Below are 13,085 nucleotides of genomic sequence, written 5' to 3'. Positions count from 1 at the left end.
AAACCGAGCCTGGAGCCATGTCGAACCCATCAAGCCTGCGCCCATCGTGGGCCACTCGCCTCACGGCACTTCTGCTGCTGGCCGCATCGGCGATAACGACAACAACGGCCATCGCCGCGCCACCTTCGGGCGATCCGATCCTGATAGGCGTCAGCGGCCCGCTGACCGGCCAGAACGCTCAGTACGGCGCGCAATGGAAAGCTGGTTTCGATCTTGCATTAGATGAGATCAACAGCCACAACGGCATCAACGGCCGTCCGCTGAACTACGTCTTCGAAGACAGCCAGAGCGATCCACGCCAATCCATCACGATCGCGCAGAAATTCGTCAACGACCCGCGCATCCTGATCGAACTCGGCGACTTCTCGAGTCCCGCTTCGATGGCGGCGTCGCCGATTTATCAGCATGCGGGCCTCGTGCAACTCGGTTTCACCAACTCGCATCCTGACTTCACCAAAGGCGGCGACTACATCTGGAGCCCATCGGTCAGCCAGGCCGACGCGCAGCCGCTGCTTGCCGACCTCGCCGTGAAAACGCTCGGCCTCAAGCGCATCGCCGTGCTCTATCTGAACACCGACTGGGGACGCACCAGCAAGGACGTCTTCGTCAAAGCCGCCAATGAACGCGGCGCGCAAGTCGTTGCGGCCGAAGGCTATCAGTCGGCCGAGAAAGATTTCCGCGCGACGCTGGTGCGCGTGAGCGCTGCGAATCCGGATGGCATCGTGCTGATCTCGTACTACTCCGACGGCGCGCAGATCGCCCGCCAGGCGAGAACGAGCGGCATCAACCTGCCGATTGCTGCGGCCAGTTCCGTGTATTCGCCGAAATTCCTCGAACTCGGCGGTGAGGCCGTCAATGGCGTGGCGACGAACACCAGCTTCTTCCCCGGTGAATCCGGGCCTGAAGTGCAAAGCTTCGTTAAACGCTTCGAGGCGAAATACCACCGCGAGCCGGACGCGTTCAACGCGTATGCGTATGACGCCGTCATCATCGCCGCCTATGCGCTGCGCGCCGGCGGTCCTGACCGCAAGGCCGTGCGCGATGCGCTGCCGAAGCTGCACGACATTCCGAGCGTCGTGTTCGGCAAGGCCAATTTTGATCCGGCGACGCGTCGTGTGATCGGCGTGAAAAACATCAACGTGGTGGTGAAGAACGATAAGTGGACGTTGCTTGAGAGTAAGGCGACGGTTGCGCAGAAGTAGGCGTTCCGCTAGCGGTCTTGCGCTCCGAACATTCACAACATTCACGACTTTTGCGCCATGAGCCTTTTACTCGACCACATTGTGATTCGCGTCCACGATCTGACGCAGACCATTGAAAACTTCACTGCGCTCGGTTTCACCGTGCAGCAAGGCGGCACCCATGCCGATGGCGTGACGCATAACGCGCTGATCGGTTTCGCCGACGGCAGTTACATCGAGCTGATCGCTTTCTTGCAAGCGGCGCCGCAGCGTCGCTGGTGGGATGTGGGGCAGCGTCATGGCGATGGATTTGTTGATTACGCGTTGTTGCCGTCGAGCGTGGGTGCTGTGATTGACGCTGCGCACGGACGAGGTCTGCTATACGACGGTCCGCAGGCAGGTGGGCGTGTGCGTCCGGATGGCGCGCGGCTCGAGTGGCAGACCGGCCGGCCGCAAACCAGCGACTTGCCGTTCCTGTGCGGGGATATCACGCCGCGTCATCTGCGTGTCGCTGAGGGCGCGGTGCGTGAACATGCGAACGGCGTGCGAGGGGTGGCGAGTTTGACGGTCGCTGTGAATGATCTGACGACGAGTTTGCAGCGGTATCGGGCGTTGCTCGGCATCGGTGAAGGGGAGACGCGGACGGTGGCCTTGGCGGGGCTAGGAGCGGTGTCGGCGACGGTGTCGATTGGTGATACGTCCGTTGTGTTGCTGAGCCCCGTGCACGTCGATGCCGCGAGCGTTACCGCCGAGGGCGCGGCGTTGCGCCGGCAATTGGCCACGCGTGGGGAAGGGGTGTTGGGTGTCGCTTTGCGCGCTGATGGTAAAGCACAGCCGCAGGTGCTCGACCGTGATCGCACGCATGGCGCGTGGTTCGAGATCGCCGCAGGGTGAGGGGAATCGCCCTTCGGCGCGCAGCGCTTGGTAAGTTAAGTGGATCAAGCAGTTGGCGCTGTTGTGGGGTTGTTATCCACAGGCTTGCGAACATTTTCTGTGGACAAGTTCACAACAGCTGCTGGACCTGAATACCGTGGGCAAACAAAATCCGAATTCCATCGCCGCTTAGGCGCTCCTATTCCTAAGCGCCCAATTGAACACGCTCCGCGTTCTGGTGGCCGGCTGCGTCAACCGATCAAACAACTGGGCGACGGCGCCATCGAGTTGAGCGAGCGCTGGTGCCTTTGCCGGATCGACATCAACGGCAGCAGTCATCGGCACGGGCCCTTCCAACTCGTCACGTGTAGTCACTGCCACGCCACCGTTGTACCGCGCGATCAACGAGTCCAGCCGCGCAACGATCGATTCCACATGCGCAGCGCTGATATTCGCCGCATGGAGCGACACATCTTCCGACGACGTGACCCGCCGCGAAGGATCACTCAGCACTCGAGCCCAATGCAAGCAACACAGCAGCGAACCGGTGGCAAGTTCAACGCCGGGATTCCACACCACCACTCGCTGTGTCTGCAGTGGTTTCAACGCGATCCGTAGATCATGCCAGGTACGATCGAGCTTGCGCATGACCGACGCCGTCTCGGACGCTTGAGCGGTCGAGCCAGCTAGTCTCACTACTTCGCGCAGTGCGCCAAGCACTGCTCCAAGCCTCGTCTCGACGTGCCGGGTCGCCGCAAGCGGCATCATCAAAATCGCGACCGCAAACGACACGAGGCAACCGACCAGCACTTCTTCGATCCGCAACTCGACCAGCGGTCCCATTGCGAAGCCCAACTCGCCGTAAACGAGCCCGACGAGCACGGTAATGAAAAACACCCCCGGCGCATACGCGCTCAGGATGTAGTAAGCCCATCCGAATACGCACAGGATCATCGTGGCCACGAGCAACACGGACGAGTCGTGTAGCGGCGCGACCAGCAACACGCTGACTAACGCGCCCGCCAGCGTTCCGGCGAGGCGCTGTGCGCCGCGGTAGATCGTGTCAGCGCGTGATCGCGTGCCGAGAAACACCACGAAGGTCGTGATGACCGCCCAGAACCAGCGCTCGGGAGACAGCGAGTGGCCGATCAGCATCGCGAGAAAGGCAGCGGTCGTGGCGCGCGTGGCGGGCAGCCAGCAGAGTTTGGCGCGCAAATCGGCAAGCCATGACGCCGCGGACTGAGCACTCGTAGCGCCAACCGGTGAAGGCGAAGTGCCGCGCACATGGCCTTGATGCGCAATTTCTTTGAGCCGCACAATCGCGTGACGCAGCATGTCGGCGCGTGCATGAGCGCCGCCGTGCGCCGGCGCTGAAGCAAACGCATGCTGTCCCGCCGCCACTTCCACTTCGACGATTCGCTCGCGAATCGTCTCGGCATCGGGCGGATTCAGCAACGTCAGTTGTTCTTCAAGCGAGAGCGCGGCTTCGTTCAGTGCTGACAGATTCACCGCGTTTGGCGCGGCGAGTACACGCGAGGCGCGCAACGTCACCGTATGAATGGCAAGCCGGAAGCTGGCAGCCGCACGCATCGGCACGATCACGCGGCCGACGAGCGTGACCATCAACGGACCGAACGCGGACAGCAAGAGCGACTGCACAAGATGCAGGGCAGAAGGATGCAGATACAGCCCAAGGTAGAAGCACACCACGCCCAGCATCGCGCAACCCAGCGCACGCGGACCGCAGGCCTGGACCAGCATGCCAACGAACATCACGACCAGGAAGCCCGCATCCCCAGCGAGCGGATAACGGCTCAGTACGCTCGCTGCGGCAAAGCACGCGCAGGCGCAGAGATAAAGACTGAACAGTGTGCCGAACCCCGCAGGCCGCCGCGCATCGCGCACGAACAGCGGCGCCACCATCGCAAAGAGGATGCCGGGCGCGGCGAGGGTAATCGGCTGGTGATGAAAGACGGTCCACGCGATGCTGGCAATGCCGGTGAGCAGGCAGGCAAGCGCAACGCGCAGCGCGGTATGGAGACGCACGAGTCCCGGGTCCGCAACCAGCAGGCGGTCGGCAACGCGTGAAAACGCGGCAGCAATCATGATCGATGATATCCAGGCTAAATGGCCGCCACCGGCTTTTGGCCGATTGCGACAGGGCGGGCGTGCGAGCCCGCCACCTTCGTAGCGTCGAATAGGGCTGCCGTGCCGGGATCACCGGCTGGAAACCCCGTCCGACGACGGGCGATAACACTCGAACAGGCATGCCGGACGCGCTGCAAAGGGTGGCGCAGCGCATCCGGCGGGTTCGGGTTTTCCCGGATGATACCGGGTCAAAAATGCGGTTGTCGAATTTTTGCGGCGGCGCAGCAGTACTGGAGCGTAATCAGGTCGCGTCGTGGAAAATCACCCCGAGCGTGTGCCGGTGGCCCGAGCGCAGGCGGCTCACGCCGTGCCGCAGATTCACCCGATACACGCCGCGTGTGCCCTGCACCGGCCGGTGATGGACCGCAAATACCACCGCATCGCCCTTGCCGAGCGGCACGACTTCCGTACGTGTCTGCATCCGCGGACGCTGCTCCGTCATGACGAACTCACCGCCCGTGAAATCCTGGCCTGGCTCCGAGAGCAGTATCGCGACCTGAAACGGGAACACGTGCTCGCCGTATAGATCCTGATGCAGGCAGTTGAAGTCGTCCTTGGCGTATTGAAGAATCAGGGGCGTTGGACGCAGCTGGCCGGCGGCGTGACAGCGCTCGATAAATTCGCCGTGGGCGGCCGGATAGCGGACATCGATATTCATCGCCTCGTTCCAGCGATTCGCGACCGGCGCGAGGCGCGGATAGAGCTCGGCGCGCAACTCGGCGACCAACGGCGGCAGCGGATACGCAAAGTACTGGTACTCACCACGACCGAAACCATGCCGTGCCATCACGACGCGGCTTCGGTACAGATCGTCGCGCGGATAGTTTGCGCTCAGCGCATCGCATTCCTGCGCACTGAGCAGATTGCGCAGCATCGCACAGCCATATCCGTTCAGTTCTTCTTCGACATCGAACCAGTCGATCGCGTCGACGCGCTGCGTGAGCGGGCCGGTGACGGTGCCTGGCGTCAGTGCTGCCGTGTGTTTCCGCTTGGGCTCGAACCCCAGCTCCAGTTCCAACTCCGGCGAGTGCGACTGCGAGTGAAGAGCCTTCGCGACCGTATTCATGAGCATTCTCCGTAAGTCGATTCATCAAACGATGACCGAGTGTAAGCACACGCTCACGGCTATGCACTCCGACTCTTGCTCTCCAATTCCCGTATCGTTATGGCGGCGCTCGAACCTTGCCCCGCAGGTTCGGAGGTATCGAAAACGCAATCCTCGCGAAACCTGACGCGAAGTTCGTAGTAAAACCTTAGCTGGCCCACCAAACAGCGTATTCGGAGACTTTGCCCATGTCCGCCGCCCCAGAGAACCTCGATAGCTGGCTCGACAAAGAGGTCGTGATTGAGGACGACATCACCGCCTTTCCGCTGACCGCAATGGCCGCCACCCTGGACCGGGAAGAAAGCGGCGATACGGTGCCACCACTCTGGCACTGGCTGTACTTCCTGCCGGTCGCGCCGCTGTCGGATGCCGGGCCTGACGGTCATCCGAAGCGCGGTGACTTTCTGCCGCCGGTGCCGTTGCCGCGCCGCATGTGGGCCGGTGGCCGGCTGACGTTCCATGCGCCGCTCAAAATCGGCGAGCATGCGAGACGCACGTCGACCATCGCCAATATCGAAGACAAGACCGGCCGCTCGGGCCGTCTCGTGTTCGTGACGGTGCAGCACACGATTGAAGTTGGCGGTGAACTGAAGCTCGAAGAAGAGCACGACATTGTCTATCGCGATGCGCCGCAAGAGGGCGCCCGACCACCGCAAGCGGCACTCGCCCCCGAGGGCGAAACGTGGAGCCGTGCGATCGATGCGGACGCCGTGATGCTGTTCCGCTACTCGGCACTGACCTTCAATAGTCATCGCATTCACTACGACTACCCGTATGTGACCGAAGTGGAAGGCTATCCCGGGCTGATCGTGCATGGTCCGCTGATCGCGACGCTGCTGGTCGATCTGGTACGCCGTGAACAACCGGACGCGGTGGTGCAAAGCTTCGCGTACAAGGCGCTGCGGCCCACCTTCTCTGGTCAGGCTTTCACGGTATGCGGCAAACTTTCTGCCGACGGTAGGACCGTCGATCTGTGGGCCAAAGACCATGAAGGTTATCTGACGATGCGCGGTACGGCCGCGCTTGAATAGGCAACCGGGATCAAAGCCAAAGCGAACGGGGACTGCTGGGCGCGACAAGAATATTTCCAATAAGAAACGAACCGCATCTGCCGAAGCGCCGCTAATTTGCCGCTAACCACGCGGGAATCAGTCCGCACAGGCTTGCCCCGTGTACCCTCGAATCAACCCCAGCAAGCCAACTCGCATGTCCAGGCACCCCGCCCCTGGGCAAATACCCTTGCCGCCACAAAATCCCGCGTGTATAGTTTCCGAACTTACTCTTGTTTCGCATCGGAAATTAAAGGGATTCTCATGGACGCTTCCACCATCCTCGCCGACCTCGGCATCGCCCACGCGGCGCAAGCCGGCGACATCGCGGTTCATTCGCCGATCACCGGCGAACTCATTGGCCGTGTGGCCAGCAACACGGTGGCGGAAGTCGACGCGGCCCTCGCCAATGCGAAAGAGGCGTACACCGCCTGGCGCAACGTTCCGGCGCCGCGCCGCGGCGAACTGGTGCGCCTGCTCGGCAATCGTCTGCGTGAAAAGAAGCACGCACTTGGCAGCATCATCACGCTCGAAACCGGCAAGATCCTGCAGGAAGGCTTGGGCGAAGTGCAGGAAATGATCGACATCTGCGACTTCGCGGTCGGTCTGTCGCGCCAGTTGTACGGTCTGACAATCGCCTCGGAACGCCCGGGCCATCGTATGGCTGAAACCTGGCATCCCATGGGTACGTGCGTCGTGATCTCGGCGTTCAACTTCCCGGCCGCAGTGTGGTCGTGGAATGCGGCGCTGGCGCTGGTGTGCGGCAATGCGGTGATCTGGAAGCCGTCGGAAAAGACGCCGTTGACCGCGCTTGCCGTCAACCAGATCCTCAGCGAAGCATTGAAGGAATTCGGCGACGCGCCGGCCGGCCTGACCGCGCTGATCAACGGTGGCCGCGATGTCGGCGCGAAACTGGTGGCCGATCCGCGTGCATCGATCGTCAGCGCGACGGGCAGCACGGAAATGGGCCGCACGGTCGGCGTTGAAGTGGCGAAGCGCTTCGGTCGCTCGCTGCTCGAACTCGGCGGCAACAACGCGGGCATCGTCGCGCAAACGGCAGATCACGAACTCGCAATGCGCGGCATCCTGTTCTCGGCCGTGGGTACGGCGGGGCAGCGTTGCACGTCGCTGCGGCGCCTGTTCGTGCACGAGAGCGTGTACGACAAGACCATCGAACGTCTGAAGCAGTTGTACAGCAAGGTGCCGATCGGCAACCCGCTCGAAAAGGGCACGTTGATGGGGCCGCTGATCGACAAGCAATCGTACGCACGCATGCAGGAAGCGCTGCAGCAGGCTACGGCCGAAGGCGGCAAGGTGTTCGGCGGAGAGCGCGTCGAGGTGAAGGGCCATGAAGGCGGGTACTACGTGCGTCCGGCGATCGTCGAAATGCCGTCGCAAACGGCGGTGGTGCTGAAAGAAACCTTCGCCCCGATTCTCTACGTGCTGCGCTATTCGGATTTCGCGGATGCGGTCGAGGCGAACAATGCAGCGGTGCACGGTTTGTCGTCGTGCGTGTTCACGACCGATCTGCGCGAAGCTGAACGTTTCCTGTCCGACTCGGGCAGCGACTGCGGCATCGCTAATGTGAACATCGGACCGAGCGGCGCGGAAATCGGCGGCGCGTTCGGTGGCGAGAAGGAAACCGGCGGCGGTCGTGAGTCGGGTTCGGATGCGTGGAAGGCCTACATGCGCCGCGCGACCAACACGGTCAACTACTCGTCGGCGTTGCCGCTCGCGCAGGGCATCGACTTCAATATCGACTGATCCCGCCAGTAGCACTACAGCGATAAAGCAATCGATCAGTAGAGCGTTCAGCAGAAAGCAGCGGCGCATTCATGCGCCGCTGTTCACAACTTCTTTCAGCAATTCGTTTGCGCCGCCCGCCGTTTCAGAGCGGCCACGCTACTCGTGGAGTAAGACGTGAGTTCCAAAGTCGTGATCGTCGGCGGTGGGGTGCTCGGCAGCTCGGTTGCGTATTTTCTGCAGCTTAATGATCCGTCGGTCAGCGTGACGGTGATCGAACGTGATCCGACGTATGCGCGTTCGTCGTCGGCATTATCGGCTGCATCCATTCGCCAGCAATTTTCTACACCGCTTTCCATTCAGATGTCGCTATTCGGCATCGAATTTCTGCGCTCGATCGGCGAGCGGCTCGAAATCGACGGCACGAAGCCCTCGATCGATCTGCACGAAGGCGGCTATCTGTTTCTCGCTACGCCCGCCGGTGAGGCGACTCTGCGTGAGAATCACGCGCTGCAAAAGCGGCTTGGCGCCGATATCAGTTTGCTCGACAAAGACGCATTGCAAGCGCGCTTTCCCTGGCTCAATACCGAAGACCTCGTTGCCGGCGCCTACGGCGAAAGTGGTGAAGGCTGGTTCGACGGTTACGGCCTCGTGCAGGCACTGCGCAAGAAAGCGCAGGCGCTCGGCGCGCGCTACATTGCCGCCGACGTCACCGCGCTGCATCGCGACGGCAAACACGTGACGCAAGTGCAAACCGCGGATGGCGAGGTCTACGCCTGCGATTTCGTAGTGAATGCAGCGGGCGCCTGGTCGCGCAAGGTTGCACAGATGGCCGGCATCGATCTTCCGGTGTTCGCACGGCGCCGCAGTATTTTCAATGTCACGTCGCCTGCGCGACTCGAACACTGTCCTTTGCTGATCGATCCTAGTGGCGTGTATTTCCGGCCTGAGGGCAACTCGTTCATTTGCGGTACATCGCCGTCAGCGGATAACGATCCCGACGATTTGCCGCTCGACGAAGTCGATCACGCACTATTCGACGACGTGATCTGGCCGACGCTCGCGCATCGCGTACCGCAATTCGAGGCGCTGCGCGTGCAGAACTGCTGGTCCGGCTACTACGAATACAACGTGCTCGATCAGAACGCAATCATCGGCTACCACCCGGACGTCGATAACTGCATTTTTGCCAATGGCTTTAGCGGGCATGGTTTGCAACAAGGCCCGGCAACCGGCCGCGGCATCAGCGAATTGATTCTGCATGGCCGCTATACGACGCTCGATCTCGGTTCGCTGAGTTTCACGCGTGTGCTCGAAAACCGGCCGATCGTCGAGAAGAACGTGGTTTAGCCCGCGCGTTCGAGGTGATGCGGAAAACGCAATACGTAGTGCGTAGATATCGTTTGCCGCCCACCCGGACCATGGCCACAATCGACGCGGATCTTCCATCGATAAGATAAACGGCCCGTCACCATGTTCACGTTCAATCCTGCATTCGAAGCGCCGACCGGTTCGCCGATCCGCGAGCTGTTCAAGTATCTGGCGCAACCCGGCATGATTTCGTTTGCCGGCGGCTACCCGGCGAGCGATCTGTTCGATCGCGAGGGTCTGGATGCGGCCGCCGGGCGTGCGTCGCAGCAGCCCACGCTCTGCCTGCAATATGGGCCGACTGATGGCCTCGCCGTCCTCAAGGACCAACTCGCGCTTTTGATGACGCGGCGCGGTACGCCTTGCACGCCGCAGGAATTGCTCGTCACGACGGGTTCGCAGCAAGGCTTTGATCTGCTGCTGCGCGTGATGGTCGCGCCGGGTGACGTGGTGCTGGTCGAACAGCCCGCTTATCCGGCGACCTTGCAGGCACTGAAGCTGCAAGAGGCGGACGTGGTGACGGTGCCGGTCGATCAGGATGGACTCGATGTCGCCGCGCTGGCCGCGTTGCTCGAAGCGGGCACCGAAGTGGGCACATTAGCGCGGCCACCGAAGCTGCTCTACACCGTGCCGACTTTTGCCAATCCAACCGGCGCAACCCTGTCGCTCGAACGCCGCATGGCGTTGTTGAAGCTGGCGGCGCGTCACCATTTTCTGATCGTCGAAGACGATCCCTATGGCGACCTGCGTTTCAGCGGCGCGGCGTTGCCGTCGCTGCTCGCGTTGAGCGATCAGGTGCCCGGTTCACGCGACTGGGTCGTGCATTTTTCGAGTCTGTCGAAGATCGTCGCGCCGGGTTTGCGGGTCGGCTGGATGATCGCGCACGCGGAAATTTTGCGCCGCTGCGTGGTTGCCAAACAGACCGTCGACCTGTGCAGCTCGCCGTGGACCCAGGCGATCGCCGCCGAATATCTCGCGAGTGGAGCGCTGGAGCGTCATTTGCCGAAGATCATCGACGCCTATGCCGTGAAGTGCCGCGCGCTGTGCGACGCGTTGGATGAGCATCTGGGTGACGCCATCGCGTTTCATCGTCCTGCCGGCGGCATGTTCGTATGGGCGCGATTGAAGGGTGGGCAGAATGCGTCCGACACGCTGCGTTCCTGTATCGAGCGCAATGTCATGTTCGTGCCGGGCGTCGCGTTCTATAAAGACAATATCGATTTGACGGCACTGCGTCTGTCATTTGCAGCGCCCGGCGTCGCTGAAATCGAAACCGGCGTGCAGAGAATGAAGCAGGCGCTCGCACTGGTTTGATGACGGCTAACGCGGCTAACATAGTATTGGCGGTAAAGCAGTAAGGGCAATACCTGAAATAACCCGGTGAGCACGTAGTGCGTAGCCGGGTTTTTTTATGCAGATGCTAAATCGCTGGGATTTAGCATAACCATCCCGATCCGGTAAAGCAGCATAAGGCCGCGCCTGGTCGGACTATGCTCGCAGGCCCATCTGTGCGCCGTTGAAGCCGGCAACGGGCGCAAGCGTTCCCGTCTGTGTATGCCGCCGCCTTCCGCTGCCGTTTAACTCAAGTCGTTGCTTCAGACGAGCGCGTTTTCAAAATATTTAATTTCGCTCGTTCAATATTTCCGTCAAACTCCTGAAACATGGCTGAATGTTAAATGGCGAGTACCGCTGGTTTTGGACTAAAAATATCGGTTATCATCGCTGCCTTCGGCGAATGATTTCGGTGAGTTAATTCATCGGCCATCCACGTTAATACCGTCGCATCGAACCAGAAAAAATCAGATGAAGATGTCGCGAAAAAAGATTGCAATCCTGGTAGTCGGTCTTCTGGTCGTGGCCGGCATCGTCATTCAGGCGGTGTGGCGTCCATTCGGGCACCGCAAAGCCGCTGGGACCAGCGAAATCGTCCTTGATATTCATCACCCAGATGCGGTGATCGACAGCGAAGCGCTCTCACGTTTGCCGCGCGACATTTTACGTGTGCCGCTGTTGCACGACGTGCTGACTCAAGACTTTGTGGACTATTACGAATCAAACGACACGCGCTTGTCCACAGAAGGCGCGCTGCGCCGTCTCGCGTTCGAACATCAACTCGACTGGCGCGATGAACTGATCCGCCGCGTATTCGACGAACCCGCGCATGTGCTGCTGTGGCGCTCGCCGAACGGCCGCCTCGGTTACTGGGTGATGTCGATGCACCGCAACGGCCTGGCGAAGCTGCTGCAAGGCTTCGGCAACGTCGCCGCGAGCGACTCGCAGTTGAGCCAGGTCGCCAAACTCTCCGGCGACGTGCCGGTGTACGCGTTGAAGCTGGCGGTTGGCCGCACGATTCTGTTTGCCACGAAGGACGACCGCCTTGTCGTGATGTCCGCCCCGGGCGTGCTGCTCGACGCGAAAGGCAGCTTGCTGGGCGAGCGGGCCGACGCCGTGTCCGAGATGCTTTCTTCCGGCCGCGACGATGCGACGCGCGCCTATCAGCTGGACGCGCCGGGCGATGCGCCGAAGGGCCACCGGTTGGTGGTGTCGGCCAATTATTTGTCGTTTGGTTATCAGGCATTTTTCTCCGGCATCGACGCACTGCGATTCGATTTTTCGCCGAACGGCAGCGCTGCGGCGAACTGGCAGACTTCCGCTTTGATCGAGCCGGGCAAGTTGCCGCAGGCGTGGAATAGCGCCGACTTGTGGCGTGCCTTACCGGCCAATCCGGCAGCGTGCACGAGCTTGCCAGCGGACTGGAAAGAAGCCTCGGGCTTGTTGGGCAAGGTGGCCGATGTGGGCGCGGATGGCGCTTCTGCGATCGGCGATCAGCTCACTGGCCCCGCGGCCGTTTGCTGGTATGCGAAATCCACATTGGTTGCGCCGGTGTTCGTTGCTCGCGTGAAGACACAGGACGCGACGAGCATCGCTGCGCTGCAGACCGCGCTCGGCAAGACCTTTGGCGACGTGATCGGCGCGTACGAGGCGAAGGCCGCCAAATCCGGTGATGCCGATTCGGGCTATCGTCGCTTGCCGGTCACGAAGCGTGACCAGGGCGTCGGCGTTACCGTGTGGCAACGGCCGGTCAGCGCGCTCTCCGGTACGGCGCTGTCCAGCAAGGCGTCGTTCGCATCGCAACTGTCTGCAGAGCGCTATTTCCCCGTGACGCTCGCACTGGCGCACGGTTATCTGATTTTCTCTCCTGATTCACGTCTGGTCGACGACACGCTCGCCGTGCTCGACAAGCGTTATCCGGCGCTGGCCGATACGCTCGCGCCGCAGCGTCTGCCGCGCACGATTCTCACGCTGACACCTTCGTCCGCGGCTGCGTTGATCGAACGCGAAGCGGGCGCGGCCTTGCCGGCGGATCAGGAAGCGGTGTTCCGCAACGCGTCGCGCACTCACCTCGTGCCGAAGCTGCATGCGCTGGCGCACTACCCGCCGGTTTCGTTGACGCTGCCGCAGAACTTGCCAGGGTCGACAGGTTGGGTGCCGGTGGAGTGGTGGTTCGATCGCGCGAAGGCGGGTGCGGATCCCGCTGCCGCCGCGGGAGTAGCAGACTCGCCTGCAGATCAGCCCGGCACTGAGGGCGACTAAGTGCGCCGCCTTCACGTCCCCGAC

9 protein-coding genes are annotated in these 13,085 nt (G+C 61.6%); 7 read left to right on the top strand and 2 right to left on the bottom strand.

The annotated features are described in order from the left end of the window. Positions 1-17 precede the first annotated feature (17 nt). Positions 18-1,202 (top strand): ABC transporter substrate-binding protein, encoded by a 1,185-nt coding sequence (locus M0D66_RS20320; protein ID WP_200619484.1) that lies wholly within the window; start codon positions 18-20, stop codon positions 1,200-1,202. A gap of 57 nt (positions 1,203-1,259) precedes the next feature. After that, positions 1,260-2,075: a VOC family protein gene (locus tag M0D66_RS20315; protein WP_266211425.1), complete on the top strand. Its 816-nt coding sequence runs from the start codon at positions 1,260-1,262 to the stop codon at positions 2,073-2,075. 168 nt (positions 2,076-2,243) lie between these two features. Here the strand turns inward: M0D66_RS20315 and M0D66_RS20310 are convergent, their stop codons facing one another. Both M0D66_RS20310 and M0D66_RS20305 read right to left on the bottom strand, forming a co-directional pair. Then, positions 2,244-4,160, bottom strand: a complete 1,917-nt coding sequence (locus tag M0D66_RS20310; RefSeq protein WP_266211424.1) for an FUSC family protein — start codon at positions 4,158-4,160, stop codon at positions 2,244-2,246. A 283-nt stretch (positions 4,161-4,443) separates the two neighbouring features. Further along, positions 4,444-5,268, bottom strand: a complete 825-nt coding sequence (locus M0D66_RS20305) for a 2OG-Fe(II) oxygenase (protein ID WP_266211423.1) — start codon at positions 5,266-5,268, stop codon at positions 4,444-4,446. Positions 5,269-5,495: 227 nt separating this feature from the next. Between M0D66_RS20305 and M0D66_RS20300 the strand changes: the two genes are divergently transcribed. The 5 genes from M0D66_RS20300 (at position 5,496) to M0D66_RS20280 (ending at position 13,061) form a co-directional block, all read left to right on the top strand. Next, a complete protein-coding gene (locus tag M0D66_RS20300; protein ID WP_093635123.1) occupies positions 5,496-6,338 on the top strand; it encodes a MaoC family dehydratase N-terminal domain-containing protein in 843 nt (280 codons plus the stop codon). Positions 6,339-6,620: 282 nt separating this feature from the next. Beyond that, the gene (locus tag M0D66_RS20295; protein WP_054040185.1) at positions 6,621-8,120 is read left to right on the top strand and encodes an aldehyde dehydrogenase family protein; all 1,500 of its coding nucleotides are present in this window, start codon (positions 6,621-6,623) and stop codon (positions 8,118-8,120) included. A gap of 156 nt (positions 8,121-8,276) precedes the next feature. Then, on the top strand, positions 8,277-9,449 hold the full coding sequence (locus M0D66_RS20290) for an FAD-binding oxidoreductase (RefSeq protein WP_093635124.1): 1,173 nt from the start codon (positions 8,277-8,279) through the stop codon (positions 9,447-9,449). A 123-nt stretch (positions 9,450-9,572) separates the two neighbouring features. Then, positions 9,573-10,781: a PLP-dependent aminotransferase family protein gene (locus M0D66_RS20285; RefSeq protein WP_093635125.1), complete on the top strand. Its 1,209-nt coding sequence runs from the start codon at positions 9,573-9,575 to the stop codon at positions 10,779-10,781. A gap of 489 nt (positions 10,782-11,270) precedes the next feature. Next, positions 11,271-13,061 carry a DUF2138 domain-containing protein gene (locus M0D66_RS20280; protein ID WP_266211422.1) on the top strand — a complete coding sequence of 597 codons (1,791 nt, stop codon included), beginning with the start codon at positions 11,271-11,273 and terminating at the stop codon, positions 13,059-13,061. Positions 13,062-13,085 lie beyond the last annotated feature (24 nt).

Origin of the sequence: Paraburkholderia sp. SECH2 (assembly GCF_030464795.1) — a bacterium.
GTDB classification, from domain to species: Bacteria; Pseudomonadota; Gammaproteobacteria; order Burkholderiales; family Burkholderiaceae; genus Paraburkholderia; species Paraburkholderia aspalathi.
Note: the sequence above shows the minus strand (reverse complement) of the source record. Positions and strands in the feature narration are given on the sequence as shown.

Coding starts and splice junctions, on each gene's coding strand:
- M0D66_RS20320 (WP_200619484.1), top strand. CDS start 18: ATGTCGAACCCATCAAGCCTGCGCCCATCGTGGGCCACTCGCCTCACG.
- M0D66_RS20295 (WP_054040185.1), top strand. CDS start 6,621: ATGGACGCTTCCACCATCCTCGCCGACCTCGGCATCGCCCACGCGGCG.
- M0D66_RS20285 (WP_093635125.1), top strand. CDS start 9,573: ATGTTCACGTTCAATCCTGCATTCGAAGCGCCGACCGGTTCGCCGATC.
- M0D66_RS20305 (WP_266211423.1), bottom strand. CDS start 5,268: ATGAATACGGTCGCGAAGGCTCTTCACTCGCAGTCGCACTCGCCGGAG.
- M0D66_RS20315 (WP_266211425.1), top strand. CDS start 1,260: ATGAGCCTTTTACTCGACCACATTGTGATTCGCGTCCACGATCTGACG.
- M0D66_RS20310 (WP_266211424.1), bottom strand. CDS start 4,160: ATGATTGCTGCCGCGTTTTCACGCGTTGCCGACCGCCTGCTGGTTGCG.
- M0D66_RS20280 (WP_266211422.1), top strand. CDS start 11,271: ATGAAGATGTCGCGAAAAAAGATTGCAATCCTGGTAGTCGGTCTTCTG.
- M0D66_RS20300 (WP_093635123.1), top strand. CDS start 5,496: ATGTCCGCCGCCCCAGAGAACCTCGATAGCTGGCTCGACAAAGAGGTC.